16 protein-coding genes are annotated in these 17,013 nt (G+C 49.4%); 7 read left to right on the forward strand and 9 right to left on the reverse strand.

What is annotated here, in order from left to right:
- From CLV60_RS12280 to CLV60_RS12295, 4 genes are all read right to left on the reverse strand, one after another.
- Nucleotides 1–1,116, reverse strand: a complete 1,116-nt coding sequence (locus CLV60_RS12280) for a glycosyltransferase (protein ID WP_106595676.1) — start codon at nucleotides 1,114–1,116, stop codon at nucleotides 1–3.
- Complete coding sequence (locus CLV60_RS12285) at nucleotides 1,113–2,120, reverse strand: glycosyltransferase family 2 protein (RefSeq protein ID WP_106595855.1); 1,008 nt, start codon at nucleotides 2,118–2,120, stop codon at nucleotides 1,113–1,115. Before CLV60_RS12285 ends, CLV60_RS12280 begins: the two co-directional genes overlap by 4 nt.
- Before the next feature lie 106 nt (nucleotides 2,121–2,226).
- Nucleotides 2,227–3,405, reverse strand: a complete 1,179-nt coding sequence (locus CLV60_RS12290; protein ID WP_106595677.1) for an acetyl-CoA C-acyltransferase — start codon at nucleotides 3,403–3,405, stop codon at nucleotides 2,227–2,229.
- A gap of 161 nt (nucleotides 3,406–3,566) precedes the next feature.
- Complete coding sequence (locus CLV60_RS12295; protein WP_106595678.1) at nucleotides 3,567–3,800, reverse strand: PspC domain-containing protein; 234 nt, start codon at nucleotides 3,798–3,800, stop codon at nucleotides 3,567–3,569.
- 295 nt (nucleotides 3,801–4,095) lie between these two features.
- Between CLV60_RS12295 and secA the strand changes: the two genes are divergently transcribed.
- Together secA and CLV60_RS12305 are read left to right on the forward strand one after the other, a co-directional pair.
- Nucleotides 4,096–7,440 carry a preprotein translocase subunit SecA gene (secA, locus tag CLV60_RS12300; RefSeq protein WP_106595679.1) on the forward strand — a complete coding sequence of 1,115 codons (3,345 nt, stop codon included), beginning with the start codon at nucleotides 4,096–4,098 and terminating at the stop codon, nucleotides 7,438–7,440.
- 330 nt (nucleotides 7,441–7,770) lie between these two features.
- Nucleotides 7,771–8,430: a phosphatidylserine decarboxylase family protein gene (locus CLV60_RS12305; RefSeq protein WP_106595856.1), complete on the forward strand. Its 660-nt coding sequence runs from the start codon at nucleotides 7,771–7,773 to the stop codon at nucleotides 8,428–8,430.
- On the opposite strand, the gene CLV60_RS12310 is transcribed toward CLV60_RS12305, so the two are convergent.
- Both CLV60_RS12310 and CLV60_RS12315 read right to left on the reverse strand, forming a co-directional pair.
- On the reverse strand, nucleotides 8,422–9,042 hold the full coding sequence (locus CLV60_RS12310; protein WP_106595680.1) for a rhomboid family intramembrane serine protease: 621 nt from the start codon (nucleotides 9,040–9,042) through the stop codon (nucleotides 8,422–8,424). The two genes, CLV60_RS12305 and CLV60_RS12310, sit on opposite strands and share 9 nt — an antisense overlap.
- Nucleotides 9,043–9,066: 24 nt before the next feature.
- Complete coding sequence (locus tag CLV60_RS12315; protein WP_106595681.1) at nucleotides 9,067–10,041, reverse strand: polyprenyl synthetase family protein; 975 nt, start codon at nucleotides 10,039–10,041, stop codon at nucleotides 9,067–9,069.
- Between the two features lie 151 nt (nucleotides 10,042–10,192).
- On the opposite strand from CLV60_RS12315, the gene CLV60_RS12320 reads away from it, so the two are divergent.
- Nucleotides 10,193–11,023, forward strand: a complete 831-nt coding sequence (locus tag CLV60_RS12320) for an aminotransferase class IV (protein ID WP_106595682.1) — start codon at nucleotides 10,193–10,195, stop codon at nucleotides 11,021–11,023.
- 63 nt (nucleotides 11,024–11,086) lie between these two features.
- Here the strand turns inward: CLV60_RS12320 and CLV60_RS12325 are convergent, their stop codons facing one another.
- From CLV60_RS12325 to CLV60_RS12335, 3 genes are all read right to left on the reverse strand, one after another.
- The gene (locus CLV60_RS12325) at nucleotides 11,087–11,944 is read right to left on the reverse strand and encodes a hypothetical protein (protein ID WP_229210936.1); all 858 of its coding nucleotides are present in this window, start codon (nucleotides 11,942–11,944) and stop codon (nucleotides 11,087–11,089) included.
- A 143-nt stretch (nucleotides 11,945–12,087) separates the two neighbouring features.
- Nucleotides 12,088–13,110, reverse strand: coding sequence for a thiamine-phosphate kinase (gene thiL / locus CLV60_RS12330; protein ID WP_106595683.1), 1,023 nt, complete (start codon nucleotides 13,108–13,110; stop codon nucleotides 12,088–12,090).
- An 82-nt stretch (nucleotides 13,111–13,192) separates the two neighbouring features.
- Nucleotides 13,193–13,648: a hypothetical protein gene (locus tag CLV60_RS12335; protein ID WP_229210937.1), complete on the reverse strand. Its 456-nt coding sequence runs from the start codon at nucleotides 13,646–13,648 to the stop codon at nucleotides 13,193–13,195.
- Between the two features lie 139 nt (nucleotides 13,649–13,787).
- Here CLV60_RS12335 and CLV60_RS12340 point away from each other — a divergent pair, with 139 nt between their 5' ends.
- The 4 genes from CLV60_RS12340 to CLV60_RS12355 all read left to right on the forward strand — a co-directional run bounded on the left by CLV60_RS12340 (nucleotide 13,788) and on the right by CLV60_RS12355 (nucleotide 16,951).
- Nucleotides 13,788–14,024 carry a cytochrome b5 domain-containing protein gene (locus CLV60_RS12340; RefSeq protein WP_106595685.1) on the forward strand — a complete coding sequence of 79 codons (237 nt, stop codon included), beginning with the start codon at nucleotides 13,788–13,790 and terminating at the stop codon, nucleotides 14,022–14,024.
- A 15-nt stretch (nucleotides 14,025–14,039) separates the two neighbouring features.
- Nucleotides 14,040–14,909, forward strand: a complete 870-nt coding sequence (locus CLV60_RS12345) for an N-acetylglucosamine kinase (protein ID WP_106595686.1) — start codon at nucleotides 14,040–14,042, stop codon at nucleotides 14,907–14,909.
- Between the two features lie 105 nt (nucleotides 14,910–15,014).
- Nucleotides 15,015–16,265: a sensor histidine kinase gene (locus tag CLV60_RS12350; protein ID WP_106595687.1), complete on the forward strand. Its 1,251-nt coding sequence runs from the start codon at nucleotides 15,015–15,017 to the stop codon at nucleotides 16,263–16,265.
- A complete protein-coding gene (locus CLV60_RS12355) occupies nucleotides 16,265–16,951 on the forward strand; it encodes a response regulator transcription factor (protein ID WP_106595688.1) in 687 nt (228 codons plus the stop codon). The genes CLV60_RS12350 and CLV60_RS12355 overlap by 1 nt, the downstream gene beginning before the upstream one ends.
- Nucleotides 16,952–17,013: the final 62 nt, after the last annotated feature.

A 17,013-nucleotide genomic window follows, 5' to 3' on the forward strand; every position in this document is an offset into this window, starting at 1 on the left:
CTAACGGGTTTTGTCAATTAATTCGATCCACTCATTATATCCGTTTTCCACATTGAACCGGCTCGCTACCTCGATGCTCCGGGCACTGTCGGTTTTGGTTTCTCCGTTCATCACCGAGCGCATGGCCGCAACCATTTGTCTGACGCTCAGATCGTCCGTAACCACACCCATCCCATCTTTGACAAACTCGGAAACACCCCCGGAAGGAAATGCAACAATAGGCTTACCCAGCAACGCAGCTTCTATCATCACCAGTGGAAAAGGATCCTGCCGTGAGGTAAGCAGAAAACCATTTCCCATATTAAGATAGGCATAATAATCTTCTTTCTGCTTGCCGGTCAGGTGAATTTTGGTCGCCGACGTGTTGTTGGCGCAGCGTTGCTCGGTATAATACACCAATCCGTCGTCGATCGTTGCACCAACCCACACCAGATGTACCCGCGGGTCATTTACTTCCGCGGCAATGTCGGGCAGCAGATCGAAGCCTTTGCGTTCGGAAGTCATACCCGACAATATCCACACGAATGCATCCGCCGGAATACCGAGCTTTTTTCGCAATTCCGCCGAACGATTATCATCCTTTTTGACCAGGGAAGGATCAATGAATGAGTAAAGCAATCCTACGTTTTTCCCTCCGGCATCTTTCAATGAATCGCAAGTCGTTTGTGAGCAGCCTATCAGCAGCTCCGAATAATCCACAATGCTTTTGAAGTCGGGGGCGCTCAGGTACGCGTATGTGAGCGGCATTTCGTGGAAATGGGTGATTACTTTTATTCCAAATTCCTTTGCTACGACAATCGTCTCCGGAATCATCGTCGTATTCACATACCAGAAGTCCGCTTGGAAACTTTTGGCAAGCTTTCTCAATGCGCGGAGCGTGGGATTAATGCCCAGGTGAAAGGAAATTTTCTCGATTGTATTGAATTTGCGCGGGGCAATATGGACGGGAATGTCCTGGGGAAACTCGGCGAGCAGTTCGCCATTCGCGAAACTGACGATACCAACGTCAAACCGCGAGCGGTCTATTTTTTTCAAAATGTACAACAGCATCATTTCCGATCCTGTTCGTGTGGCATAGGGCGTAAAAAAGAGGATTCTCTTCTTGGATTGATTCATGCAGAGGCAGTTAAGAGGTCGATGTTCTCCTGGGGCTTGATTTTGTACAGCCCCTCCCGGAGGAACAGCGTTTTCCAGAAATATTTTAAAAGAACGCGTGTCTTCCTTACATATATATGTTGTGTGCGAAGTTCCGAGAACGGATTTCCGCTTTTTCTCAAATTAAACAGCATTTTCCATCCGTAAACCACCGGCACCATGAAAATGTAATGCAGGATCAGCATGATATAGTGAAAGATGCCGTATTGCTTCCTTACCCAGAGGAAATTAGAAACCTGCATCTGGGTACTGAACCGATTGATCCACGATATATTCGTCCGGCGGAACGGGTTATTGTTTTCAAGATGGATAAAAGTGCAATCCTGAAAATAACACAGCTTGCCGAGCTTTCCCAATCGACCCGACCATTCCACGTCTTCGCCATACATGAAAAACTCTTTGCTGAAACCGCCTGTTTTTTCAAAACCTTCCCTTCTTACAAACATGAACGCACCCACGAGCCAGTCGTGCTGATCGGGATCGGAATAGGCCGGTTCAGGATAAAGTTTATTAACGATCTTATCTACCAGGCCGCTCGGAGGAAGTATGAAAAACGTCTTCCGGAACTCGTTAAAACTCCGGTAGAAAGGCATCGGAGTGCCGTCTGGGTAATATTGTAACGCGCCGCAGGCAATAATATCCGTCCGCTGGTTCATGCGTTCGAAACAACGGCCGATCACATTATCGGTCAGCAGTGTATCGGCATTCAACAACAACAGATATTTCCCTTGGGCGATTTCCATGCCACGGTTATTGGCAATACCGAAACCCGCATTGAACTCCATGTCGACCCACCGAACTTCCGGATGGACCTCCCTCACCAACGCGCCGCCGCCATTTGCCGGATCATTGTCTACTACTACCACCTCGAAGGTTACTCCGGAAGTAAACCGTTTGATCGAATCTAAGCAATTGATAATGAGTTGAGGCGTCCTGTAATTAATGATAATAATGGATACATCCATGAAAGCGGGCGTGCATGATGAAAGGGCAAAAATAAAAAATCTCCCCGGAAGATGGGTAACCATTCCGGGGAGACCTTTAAAATCAAGTCGAATGTTAGTCTACGGCCTAATTGAGCCTTTCATAAATACCGGCAACGCCCTGGCCGCCACCAACACAGGCAGTTACCATGCCGTATTTCTGGCCTTGACGCTTCATTTCGTTGAAAAGCTGGACGGAAAGTCGGGCGCCCGTCGAGCCTAATGCATGCCCTAACGCAATGGCGCCGCCATTCGGGTTGACGATCGCCGGATCGATCCCCAATTCCTGGATCACCGCCAGCGATTGCGCCGCAAATGCCTCATTCAATTCCACCTGCTGAATATCGCCCAGTTTCAACCCCGCCTGCTTCAATGCCAACGGCACGGCTGCTACGGGCCCGATGCCCATAATGCGTGGGTCCACACCCGCCGTAGCGTACGACATCATACGTGCGATGGGTTTCAAGCCCAATTCATTCACCAATCTTTCCGACATCACGATTACAAATGCAGCACCGTCGGAAGTTTGCGACGAGTTACCGGCCGTTACCGAACCTCCTGCTGCAAAAACAGGTTTCAGTTTATTTAATGCCTCCACAGTCGTGTCCGCGCGCGGACCTTCATCCTGGTTGATCACCGTTTCTTTCGTTTTCTTCTTGCCCGAAGCCTGGTCGAAATACGTTTCCTTTACGATCACCGGCACAATGCCGTCCGCAAACCAGCCTTCTTTCTGCGCACGCAATGCTTTTTGATGAGATTGAAATGAAAATTCATCCTGCGCTTCGCGGCTGATTTTGAAATCCTGTGCCACCTGCTCGGCCGTAAGGCCCATGCTGAGGTAGTAGTCGGGATTGGTATGGGCTATTTCGTAGTTCAAGGCAGTTTTCCAGCCCATTGTGGGGACGAGCGACATCGATTCGGTGCCGCCTGCGATAATGCATTCGGCCATTCCGGCGTGGATTTTCGCCGACGCCATCGCTATTGCCTCCACGCCCGAGCCGCAATACCGGTTGATGGTAATCCCGGACACATTTTTGGGCAACGAAAGCAAAGCCACGTACCGGCCCATTTGCATGCCTTGCTCGGCTTCCGGCACCGCATTTCCCACAATCACATCATCCACGCGGGTGGGATCAAGCTGCGGGGTTTGTTCCAGCAAATGTTTGATCACCGCCGCACCGAGGTCGTCGGGACGTGTAAACCGGAACCCGCCTCTCGGCGCCTTGCCCACCGCGGTGCGATAGCCCGCAACAATGTATGCGTTCATATTGGATCTGTTTTTGGAATCGATATTAAAGCAGGTACATCAATTAGTATGCCTGCATACCATTCGTAAAAATAGGTATTAATACTAAAACAACAAACCGCCGGAGTTTGTTTTCCGGCGGTTTGCAACTACCAAGTCTTTGCTGATGGAAGTTTTAAATTTTAGGAAGGGATGTGCCCTTGTTCCAGCTCTTTGGGGCGTTTTGCGATGTCGGGCATGACGATCCAAAGGATGATGTAAAACAAAATGACAGGAAAGGTAACCGGGATAAAGACTGCGAGTACGAACAACACACGGATAATAGTGGCGTCGATTTCGAAGTATTCGGCTAACCCTGAGGCTACACCGCCGATCATTTTGTTGCTGGTGTTACGGAACAATCTATTGTGGTTCATGGCTATATCTGTTTAAATCGTTTTGATGTTTCAAAGGTACTATGCATTACCCAGTAGTGGTTTTAAATCTGTACAAACGGTTCTACACCGTTGGCACGGGTGATTTTTGAGGATAGATAAATGGCTGTTAAAAGATTAGATATGCATTAGGATTCTGCCGGATGTTGCGTAATACTATTGGCAATGAATTACCTTTGGGATTGTAAATGCGGGTTTTGCTGACAATGTGACACGCGATTTGTGGCAGGCTCAATATTTTATAAGGAAAAACCGGTTAAAAAACATACATCACATCATGTTTAAAATATTTTCCAAGCTATTTGGCACGAAATCGGAACGGGACTTGAAGGAGTTGACCCCGTACGTTGAAAAGGTGAATGCCGAATATGCATTGCTAGCCTCTCTGTCGAACGATGAGCTCCGGGCGCAGTCCGCGAACTTGAAACAACATATTGCCGATCAACTGAAATCTGTCGATGAGCAAATCGCAGCGTTGAGACAGCAGGCAGCCGACGAACCGAATGTGGACAGCAAAGAGGCGATCTTCAAGAAAATTGACGCACTCGAACTGGAAAGAAATAAAGAACTGGAAAAAGTGTTGCTGGATATTCTCCCAAAAGCATTTGCGATTGTGAAGGACACCGCGCGCCGTTTTACAGAAAATGATAAACTGGAAGTAACCGCCAACTTTTTTGACCGTGAAATCGCTACTAAGAAGTCGAATGTGACCATTAACGGCGACAAGGCACTTTGGAATACAACCTGGGACGTGATCGGCCAGCCTATCAAATGGAATATGGTCCATTATGATGTGCAGCTGATCGGTGGTGTGGTGTTGCACCAGGGAAAAATTTCCGAAATGGCAACGGGCGAAGGTAAAACCCTCGTGGCTACGCTGCCTTCCTTCCTGAATGCGCTCGCAGGACAAGGCGTTCACATTGTAACCGTGAACGATTACCTCGCCAAGCGTGACGCCGAGTGGAATGCACCGCTTTTCGAATTCCACGGCATGAGCGTCGACTGTATCGACCGCCACCAGCCAAACACCATTGCACGCCGCAATGCCTATAAAGCAGATCTTACTTACGGTACCAACAACGAATTCGGTTTCGACTACCTGCGTGACAATATGTCACGGACGCCGGAAGAGCTCGTTCAGCGCAAGCACCATTTCGCGATGGTCGATGAGGTCGACTCCGTTTTGATTGACGATGCGCGTACGCCATTGATCATCAGCGGTCCGGTACCGCGCGGCGACGAGCAGGAATTTTTGGAATTGAAACCACGCGTTTCGAGGATCGTGGAGGCCCAAAAACGCCTTGCGATGGATTTCCTCAACGACGCTAAAAAGAAAATCCAGGCAGGAGACAAGAAAGAAGGCGGTTTGGCATTGTTCCGCGCGCACCGCGGTATGCCGAAATACAAGCCTTTGATCAAATACCTTAGTGAAGGCGGTGTGAAGGCCATTATGCAGGAATCGGAATCGATTTACCTCGCGGAAAACCAGAAACTGATGCCGCAAGCCGACGCTCCGCTCTACTTTACGATAGACGAGCGCCACAACAGCATCGAACTGACCGAAAAAGGGATCGACTTCCTGACCGGCGAATCGGAAGAGTCCAACTTCTTCATTCTCCCCGACATCGCGGTTGACCTCGATGCAATCGAAAAAGACACTTCACTCAGCGAGCACGACCGTGTGATCGCGAAAGAAGCATTGATCCGCGATTATTCTGTAAAAACAGCCCGCATCCACACGGTTAACCAGCTTTTGAAAGCATTTACATTGTTTGAAAAAGACGTGGAATACGTGATCATGGACGGGAAGGTAAAGATCGTCGATGAGCAAACCGGCCGTATCATGGAAGGTCGCCGCTATTCCGACGGCTTGCACCAGGCGATTGAAGCCAAAGAAAGTGTACGCGTGGAAGACGCGACGCAGACTTACGCGACGGTCACCTTGCAAAACTATTTCCGGATGTACCACAAACTGGCTGGTATGACCGGTACCGCGGAAACGGAAGCGGGCGAGTTCTGGGAAATCTACAAACTCGACGTGGTAACGATCCCTACTAACCGTGGAATCGTTCGTAAAGACCAGGAAGATAAAGTATACCGCTCGGTTCGCGAGAAATACAATGCGGTAACCGACGAGATCGTAGAACTCGTGGAAGCAGGCCGCCCGGTACTCGTGGGAACTACTTCGGTTGAAAACTCCGAGATCATCAGCCGGATGCTCACCCTCCGCAAGATTCCACACCAGGTTTTGAATGCGAAACAACACCAGCGCGAAGCGGAAGTTGTTTCAGAGGCAGGTAAGCCAGGAACGGTGACCATCGCGACTAACATGGCCGGTCGTGGTACCGATATTAAACTTACCCCTGAGTCAAAAGCGGCAGGCGGTTTGGCGATCATCGGTACGGAACGCCACGAAAGCCGTCGCGTCGACCGCCAGCTGCGTGGTCGTTCGGGACGTCAGGGTGACCCGGGTTCATCTCAATTCTTCGTGTCTCTGGAAGACAACCTCATGCGTTTGTTCGGTTCCGACCGGATGGCAAAAGTAATGGACCGCATGGGCCTTGAAGAAGGCGAAGTGATCCAGAGCAGCATGATCACGAAATCAATCGAGAGAGCTCAGAAAAAAGTAGAAGAGAACAACTTCGGAATGCGTAAGCGCCTGCTCGAATATGACGACGTGATGAACTATCAGCGTGACGCGATCTACACCCGTCGCCGCAATGCATTGTTCGGGGATCGTCTGGCAGTGGATATTGCCAACACGTTGTTCGATGTATGCGACGAAATCGCTACTACCGCAGGAAGCTACGCGGAGCTCGAACTCGCAGCCATTACCACATTAGGTATGGAAGTGCCTTTCACCGAGAGCGAATATGGCTCTATGAAGCCTTCCGATCGCTCGCAAAAACTTTACGACGCTGCTGAAAAACAATACCAGGATAAAAACGACTCGATTTCAGGCAAAGCATTGCCGGTCCTCCGCTCGATTTACGCAGAGCGCGGCGCGGTGATTTCCGAAATCATGATCCCGTTCACGGACGGTATCCGTCAGGCAGGTGTCGTAGTAGGCCTTCAAAAAGCCATCGAAAGCGAAGGCAAAGACATTACCCGCGAAATGGAGAAGGCAATCGTGCTTTCGCTCATCGACCAGGAATGGAAAGAGCATTTGCGTGAAATGGACGATTTGAAACAGTCGGTTCAGAATGCAGTATTCGAACAGAAAGATCCATTGCTGATCTATAAATTCGAATCGGTGGAGCTCTTCAAGCGATTCCTGAGCAAAGTGAACTTTGATATGATTTCCTTCCTGATGAAGGCTGATATTCCACAGGAGGAAGCCGCGCCACCGACCGCCGTAGCGCAACAGGTACGCAGGCCGGAGCCCACACCTGAACTGCATACCAACCGTGAAGAGGACTACGACGTAGAAACGGACACATTCCATTCGCAGGAATCGACTACCAAAGCACAGCCTGTGCGCACCATTAAAATCGCCGACCGTAACCAGCGCGTTTCGGTTCAGTACCGCGATGGCCGCATTGTCCGCGATGTGAAGTTCAAGAAAGTGGAGCACGAGGTGAAAAACGGCGACTGCGTCGTGGTTGACGTGCACGAGGAGTAGTCATTTATGGTCAGGTGTGGTCATTAATAGTCAAGAATTGTTATTTTAGTCAAGAGTAGTCACTTATAGTCAATTGTTGACATTGATAGTAATGCGGGAGAAGAATAATTTCTCAAAACAATAATGACAAGACCTGACTACAAATGACTACTCTTGACAACAAAAAATGACCTCCCTACAATACATGACTAAAAATGACCACACTTGACAAAAGCTGTCGGTAAAATACAGCCCTGGCGCCGAGCGCCGGGGCTTTTTCGTTGCCGGAAAAATCAGGATTTATGCGATATTTGCATTTCGGAGACCATCATTAACAAAAAACAAGCCTGCATGAAACTGCATAGAGAAGGATATACGATCATGGCTGTAACGGCCATTGTACTGATCATGATCAATTTAGGGATCAACTATCTCCTTCCCGACGGCTACTGGATCCCCCGCCTTACGCTCATCGCCAGCGTCGTCATTTTCTTCCTCGTCGTGCAGTTTTTCCGCGTACCTACGCGCGTGGTACGCCAAAGCGACCGCGAAATCGTGGCTCCTTGCGATGGTAAGGTCGTTGTGATTGAAGAAGTAGTGGAAACAGAGTATTTCAAAGGACCACGCCGCCAGATCAGCATCTTCATGTCGCCGCTGAATGTCCACGTCAACTGGAACCCGATCAGCGGAGTGATTCAATATTTTAAATACCACCCGGGTTTGTACCTCGTGGCCTGGCATCCGAAATCCAGTACCGAAAACGAACGCACGACGGTAGTAATCCGCAATAAGGAAGGTATCGAAGTGTTATTCCGCCAGATTGCAGGTGCAGCGGCACGCCGCATTCGCTGGTATGTGAAGGAAGGCGATAAAGTGGAGCAAAGCACCGAAATGGGCTTTATCAAATTCGGGTCCAGAGTCGATCTTTACATTCCCCTGGACGCCGAAATCAATGTGAATCTTCAAGACAAGACAGTAGGTAGCGTCACTGTGCTGGCTACATTAAAATAAGCGCCAGCTCAGAATCTGCTCAAAAAACTGTGGTACCGCACTCGGATATACCACAGCCATGAAAACCATCCCGAAAATGGCCCCGTACATGTGCGCGCTGTGATTGACATAGCTCGTACCGCGCCGCGCTTCATAAAAGGAATAGCCGAGGAACAGCAAGCCGAATATGAATCCGGGCATACAGATGAAGAAATAGAGGCAAATCTGCATCAAAGGCGCATAAAGGATGGCTGCGAAAAGTACCGCCGACACGCCGCCCGAGGCACCTAGTGAGTTGTATTTCGAGTTTTTCCTGTGTTTCAGAAATGTAGGAATGTCGGACACTATAATGCCCACCAGGTACAGAAACAAATAGTAATAGGTCCCGCTCGGGCCGAAAAGCATGCCGAACAGCCGCTCGATGCTTTCACCCACAAACCACAAGCTGAGCATATTAAAAATCAAGTGCCCGAAATCAGCATGCACAAAACCCGACGTCACGAACCGGTAATATTCGTTGCGCTGCGTCACGCGGTAAGGGTTCAGGATCAGCTTGTCCATCAAGCTGTAATTATTGAAAGCGTAATAGCTGATCCCCGAAGTTATGATCACTAAAATGAGGGTAATCGACATATAATGGGTTATTGGTTGATAAGATTACTTTTCCCGCGCCACCAGCTGCTCCACAAACTGTAAAAGCACTTCCTTCTGAACGCTATCCGTACGCAGTTGCTGTAAACTAGCCATTCCGCGCGAGAAATATTCATTTATTTTATGTTCGGTAAATGTCCGGATGCCCAGCGCATCGTAAATACCGGTCACGGCCGCTACTTTCTCCGCATTGTCAAATGTTTCAAGACTTATCCAATGATCGAGTTCCGTTTTCAAACTTCCTTCCGCTTTCGATAATGCTTCAATCAGCAGGAATGTCTTTTTATTGGCGATAATATCGCCGCCTACCTGCTTTCCAAACTTCGCAGGATCGCCGTAAACATCCAGCAGATCGTCTTTCAGCTGAAAGCCGATGCCCATATTCTCACCTGCCGAGTACAAGAGTTTCGTAGTTTCTTCATCAGCCCCGGCGATCATCCCGCCCAGTTCCAACGCAAAACCGAGTAGTACCGAAGTTTTCAAACGGATCATACCAATGTACTCCTCCTCCGTCACATCCCAGCGTGTCTCGAAATTCATATCGAGCTGCTGGCCTTCACATACTTCGGCGGCGGTCTGGTTAAAACGGTTCAGTACGGCCCGTAGTTTGTCTTGAGCCACATCCAGCAACAGATCGTAAGCACGAATCAGCATTACATCCCCGGACAGAATAGCGGTATTCGCGTCCCATTTCTCGTGCACGGTAGGCATACCCCTGCGCAGGGGTGCGCGGTCCATGATATCGTCGTGCATAAGCGTGAAATTGTGGAAAACTTCCACCGCCATGGCGGGTTTCAGGGCCTTTTTAATATCCGTATCAAAAATAGAAGCGGCAAGCAACGTCAGCAACGGACGGAAACGCTTTCCCCCGAGCGACATAATATAGGTTATCGGCTCATAAAGCTCCACAGGCGCGTCGCCATAGGAATGCCCGTCGAATTCAATCTGAAGTTTTTCAAGTAATGATGTGGGTTGGATCATGCGAAGCGTAATATTGCCGGGTTCATGGCTGGCCCGGCGGGTTATGTGAACCGCAAAGATAAAACCTAAAAATTGGCATTTACATTTACAAAAGCAGTATTTGAAAAGCCTTTATCAATAACTTTACCCCAATCAACAAAATCCGCTTTCAATGCCTTTTCATCAATATTTTAACGGCGAAATTGTGCCGCTCGACCGGCCCGTTTTCCAGACCAGCGACCTCGGTTTACTGCGGGGTTACGGATTATTCGATTTTTTCAGGACTTATAATGGCGTACCGTTCCGGTGGGACGATTACTGGCAACGTTTTGAAAATTCGGCACGGTTACTGAAACTACCGCTTCCGGTGACGCAGCGCGAGACGGAAAAGATCCTGGCCGATTTGCATTCCCTGTCCGGGGAGGCCGAAGTAGCGTTCCGGTTTGTACTCACGGGCGGTTATGCGCCGGATGGCGTGCACGTGGTGCAGCCCAATTTGCTGATCCGCACGGAAGCATTGCCGCAGGATAACCCAGCCGGCCGTTTGAAAGGCATCAAGGTGCTACCCTACGAATATGTTCGCGATTTGCCGGAGATCAAAAGCACTAATTATGTGCATATGGTGCTTATGGCCGACGAAATGAAACGCCAGAATGCAGCCGATTTGCTTTTTCACAAAGACGGCGAAGTAAGCGAACTCACACGGAGCAACTTGTTCGCATTCCAGGGCGATAAGCTCATCACCTCCGACCGCAATGTCCTCAACGGTGTGACCCGCCGTGCGGTGATCGAACTTGCCAAGGCAGATTTTAAAGTGGAAATACGACCGGTAACCTACAAAGAGGTTATGACAGCCGACGAAGTATTTACTACCAGCACCACCAAATGGGTCATGCCCGTAGTTCAAATCGGTGACCAGCCTGTCGCAAATGGCCTGGCCGGCAAGCGGACTTTACATTTGCAAAAGCAATTTGAAGACCTCGTAGCCCGCTGGGGCAAATAACAAAAAAGTGGCTTTCCTGGCAGGAAAGCCACTTTTCCACTACACTTCGTAATAAGCACAAATTTAGTTAGGCGCAATAGGTGATTGCAAATTGACGATTGGCCAGATTCCCGGCGTAGGAACACTCACGCCTTTTGTGGCGCCCCTGGTAGCAGCGTCGGGTCCGAAATAGTACAGTGGCCAACCTTTATAAGTAAGCTGTTTCTTTCCAAACACATCAATCGTACTGAACAATGCCTTATCTACGCCCGTTGGCAGCGATTTCAGGTCGGCCGTGTAAATAGGCCAGGTCGCATCATTCGAGAAATCGGATTTGGTGTAGTTATTCTTGTTGTTTTTGTCCTTGGCAAATGCATACAATGTCCGGCCCTTTCCATCGGTGAAAAATTGGGTGGCACCGGTACCCTCGGTGTAATCCGATTTGTACGATTTCCCATCATTGCCCACGAGCTGGCCGCTGGCAATCATAAGGGTGTAGTCTGTTTTGGCAACGAACCAAATAGTACCCACATTCTCTCCCTTCACATCTCCCGCAACCGCGTCGTCTTTGTAATAATAAAGCGGCCAACCTTTGTAAGTCGTTTGCGACTGCCCATTCGTCGTAATTGTAGCGAAATCGGCCTTATCCAAACCCGCATCGAGCTTAATCGCCGCCAGATCGCCTGCCGAATAGATTGGCCAGTTAACTAAGCACTGTCCCGAGCAAGCCGAGGCTCCGGATGCATCCTTTGAAAAGTAATAAAGTGTTTTACCATTTTTGTCGGTCAGGATCTTGCCCAGCGTCGCATTGTCTTTCAATTGAACATCGTTGGTGGGGGTTGGTGTAGGATCGGTTTTGTCGTCGTCGTCCGAGCAGGAAAAGCTGACGGCCATTAACAGTCCCAATGCAACCAGCATTCTGGAAGTTGAAAAGATTTTCATCGGATTTAATTGTGATTTGTTAAAGATGAATTGGATACGTCGCGATTACGACCAAACCTTTCCGATGGTTGCGTGTATGGATTAAAACAAAAAAGCATAACCGGTGAGGGTTATGCTTTAAGGCTTTTAGGACCAGGGACAACTCAGGCAGACCAACCCTGCGCCGTAAGCGGCACGCGGGAATCGCCTTTCGTATGGAGCTCCACTTCACCTTTTTTATCCGTTATATAACCGATAAAGGTGATCTTGGGGTTGTTCTTAATCTGCTCGTAGGCCGATTGCGAAACCGTGAACAACAGCTCGTAATCTTCGCCGCCGTTCAATGCCGCCGTAGCCGCGCCGATATTCAGTTCGGAGGCTGCCAGGTAAGTTTGCTCGTCGATCGGCAGTCGTTCCTCGAAAATCACCGCACCTACGCCCGATTGCGCGCATATGTGCAGGAGATCGGAAGCGAGGCCGTCCGATAAGTCGATCATCGAGGTGGGTGTCACTCCGGCCTCGTCGAGCTCGTAAACCACGTCCATTCGCGCTTCCGGGCGCAGCTGTCGCTGGATTACGTAGTCCTTTCCTTCCAGTTCCGGCTGCATATTCGGGTTGGCCAGGAACACCTGCTTTTCTCTTTCGAGCAATTGCAGGCCCATATAGGCACCGCCCAGGTCGCCGGTTACGCAAAGCAGGTCGTTCGGCTGCGCGGTATTCCGGTACGCGATCTTGCCTTTTTTAACCTTGCCGAAAACACTCACGGATATAATCAGCCCCGAACGGGATGACGTAGTATCACCACCTACCAGGTCTACATTAAAATCCTTGCAAGCCAGCTTCATTCCTTCATAAAGCTCGTCCACCGCTTCTACCGAAAAGCGGTTGCTCAATGCGAGATTGATCGTAACCTGGCGCGGGATACCGTTCATGGCAGCAATGTCGGAAATGCCGGCTGCGATGATTTTGTATCCAAGATGTTTGAGCGGGAAAAACGTGAGATCGAAATGGACTCCTTCGAGAAACATATCGGTGGTGAGCAACCCGAATTCTTCGCCCAGATCGATTACCGCCGCGTCGTCGCCTATCCCGCGGACGCTATCCGGCAATGTCGTCCGTATCCCTTTATTTATTCGTTGAATCAGCCCGAATTCCCCCAGGCTGCTGATTTCAGTTCTTGTTTCCATGCCGCAAAATTAGACAAAAAAAGCGAAGCCATTCCCGCATTGGAAATGGCTTCGCGATGGATATGTAATATTGACTTTCCGCTTACGGGTTGCTCAAAGTATATTCATTAATAGTGCCTCCCGTTTTCGGGCTTGCTGAGAGACGCGTAAGTATCACCCGCGAATCTTCCAGCCCGCTGATCGTAAATTCCAGTTTGCCTCCCGAGCCGGTTGGTTGCGGAGTAAGGTTGGTGAGTACCAGCTTGGTATCTCCTTCCAGATCCCAGTTCCCTGTGAAAGTTTTGCCATCAACGTCGGTCAGGCTCACTGTTTTAGTACCACCGCTGTTGGTAAGCGTCAGCCGGAAGCCGGAGTAAGCGGCTTCGATATTGCCCGAACCGCCACGGGTATAAACCACCGTTGCACCGTGCTTAACAGATTCTGCCGTCCAGGCCTTTGCGATCCGTTCGGATACCGGCGCAACTTTCTTTTTGCAACCAGCAGCCAACAGTCCCAGAATCATCACTGAACACCAAAGAAGAGCGTAACTTTTTCTCATATTTTATTTTTCGTAAATGTCTTTTCAAAACGCCAAGTTCTTACTTTTTAGTCTTATAATCAAAATATTCATGACAGATCGTTTTCTAAATTTTCCAACGGAATACCCTTATCGCTAAATTGCGCGCTAAAACAATATAATGAAAGTATATACCAGGGCACAACTGGCGCTTCGCAATGGGCAGGACCGGGAAGAAATATGGTGTGCATATAAAGGAATGATTTATGATGTAAGCTCGTCGCGTCTCTGGCGCAACGGCCACCATTATGAGCACTGGGCCGGCCAGGATCTCACCAAAGAACTCGGCGACGCCCCGCATACCGACCGCGTTTTCGAGCGGTTCAATATCATTGGCAAACTGCAATTACCTGAATAACCCGAACGATCCTTCATGTCTTCCAAATACATCCTCATTGCCGACAGCGGCTCCACCAAAACAGACTGGGCTTACATTCACACCGAAACCGGCAATTATCAAACGGTGCAGTCCGCAGGCATTAACCCGTTTTACCAGACAACCGGGGAAATTATCCCTGTCCTGCAAAGCGAGGTCGTGCCCGGCATTGGCGGGGATATCGGGGAAATCCATTTCTACGGCGCCGGCTGCGCCAACGAGCAGTCGAGCCTGCCGGTTACCAATGCCTTGAAACACTGCTTCTCTTCCGCTGCGGTTGTGGAAGTGGCTTCCGACATGCTCGGCGCGGCGCGCGGGTTATGCGGGCATGAGCCCGGACTTGCGTGCATATTGGGCACGGGTGCGAATAATGCATTTTTCGACGGCAGCCGTATTACGCATTCCATTGGCTCACTGGGTTTCTGGCTGGGCGACGAGGGTAGCGGCTCCTACCTGGGTAAGACATTGGTTGTGCATTATCTCCAAAACGAGCTGCCAGCGGATCTTCACGAAAGTTTCACCAAAGAATACCCCGGCCTCGACCGCCTTACCGTACTCGACCATGCCTACAAAAAGCCTTATCCGAACCGGTACTTCGCTTCCTATTCCAAATTCATTGCTGAAAACCGTACCCATGAATTTATCCGGGATTTGCTCAGTAATGCATTCGGGTTATTTGTAAAAAAATACGTTTTGAAACATGCGAATGCAGTACAATATCCCGTGCATTTCACCGGTTCTATTGCCTATTATTACCAGGATATTCTTCGAACAGTGCTGGAAAATAATGGTTTAAAAACCGGGCGCATTTTGAAATCGCCTTTGGAAGGATTAATCGGTTACCATCTTACCGATTTGAAAGCTTAAAAAGTTAATGAAATGTTAAACAGCGCAGCGCCGGTCATGTTACGGCTGGCACGGCTGTTTAATTGAACGAATGGCCGTATATTTATTGGTCATTTCGAGTTAGTTATGTCAAGACGTACCATTCAATCCCTCACGGTTTTTTCTGCATTACTCATTATCGGCGTCGTTATCACGCAGATTTATTGGGTAAAACAGGCGCTCGACCTCCGGCACCGGCAGTTCAACCAGAATGCCCACATAGCATTGCAGGACGTGGCAGGAAAACTCGCCCATGTGTGCGGGGTCATGCAAACCACCAATCCCGTAGAGCAGCTTTCGCCGGAGTATTTTCTGGTGAATACCAATGCCACCACCCAGCCCGAAATGCTGGAACACTTTATCAAGGACAGTTTTCAGAAACATAACCTGATCACGAATTTCGAGATCGGAATTTACGATTGTACTACCAACCGCATTCGCTACGCCATGTCGTTGAGTACGAAGAACAACGATAAAATTCCCGCCAAAACGACTAACTGGGTAAAAACCGACAAGTATCCCTATTACTTCGGCGTGCGCTTCCCGGAACAGGAGACCTATTTCGCGGGCAGTATCAATGGCGCCATATGGTCGTCGGCGTTGGTCATGGTGGCGGTGTCGTTCTTTGCGTATGCATTGTTCGTGATTTTAAGGCAAAAACAACTGTCGGAAGTACAGCGCGATTTTGTCAATAACATGACCCATGAGCTGCAAACGCCCATTTCGACCATTCGCATTGCCGCCGATGTGCTCAATTCCGACAGTATCGTGTCCCAACCCGTGCGGCATAAGCGCTATGTCCAGATCGTGCAAGACGAAATACTCCGCTTGCAGGGCCAGGTGGAAATGGTACTGTCCATGGCCAAGGCTGAGCGCGACGCCCTGCATTTGCAAAAAGAACGGCTCGACGCGCGGCAGATGATCGAATCCATTCTGCTGCCTCATGAGGAAAAAGTTCGCTTCCAGGCCAATGCAACCAACAGTATGATCGACGCCGACCCGTTCCACCTCCGCTGCCTGATCAGCAACCTGGTAGATAATGCTTTGAAATATTCCGACGATGTGCCGGATGTGGTCGTCGAAACATACAATAAAGGCAATAACCTCGTTATAGCTGTCCGCGACCAGGGCATCGGCATCGCGCCCGAATACCAGAAGAAGGTTTTCAACCAGTTTTTCCGCATTCCTTACGGCGATGTGCATAATGTGAAGGGCTTCGGGATCGGTTTGAGTTATGTCAAACAAATCGTCCGGGCACACCGCTGGCACCTCGGACTGGAAAGCGCCCTGGGCAAAGGCAGTACATTTAAAATCACTATTCCGCAGAAACACGCTTGATGAAAAAGAGAATCCTGTACGTCGAAGACGACCCCAATCTGGCATTTGCCACCAAGGATAACCTCGAACAATACGATTACGAAGTCGTGCACGCGACAGATGGTGCAGAAGCGCTGGAGTTTTTTGGAAAAGAACATTTCGACATTTGCGTGCTCGACATCATGCTGCCCAAAATGGACGGCTTCACATTAGCGGAGAAGATCCGCAGCTCCGATAGCCAGGTACCTATCCTCTTTCTCTCGGCTCGCTCGATGCAGGAGGACAAGATCAAAGGCCTCAAACTCGGCGCCGACGATTATGTTACCAAGCCATTCAGTATCGAGGAGCTGAAACTCCGGATCGATGTTTTCCTCCGTCGCAGCAAAGCGGATTCGATACTCGTCGTCAAACCCGGCAGCAAACAGATCGGGAAATATGTATTTGATTTTCAGAAACTGACATTGACGCTGGACGGCAAGTCGCAAAGCCTCACATTCCGCGAAGCCGAAGTGCTGAAATTTATGGCCGAACGAACCGATCAGGTGATCCGCCGCGACGAGCTTTTAAAGGCTATCTGGGGCGATGACGACTATTTTATGGGCCGCAGCCTTGATGTTTTCATTTCGAGATTACGCAAATATCTTTCGGGCGATCCGGATATTCGCATTGATAATGTGCACGGTGTAGGTTTCAGGATGAGATGGTAAAATGGAGTTTTTTTGAAAATTTGTTTTGCCGTTACTTGCTCAACAAAAATTAATTACGCATC

The organism is Dyadobacter jiangsuensis (genome assembly GCF_003014695.1).
Lineage (GTDB): Bacteria > Bacteroidota > Bacteroidia > Cytophagales > Spirosomataceae > Dyadobacter > Dyadobacter jiangsuensis.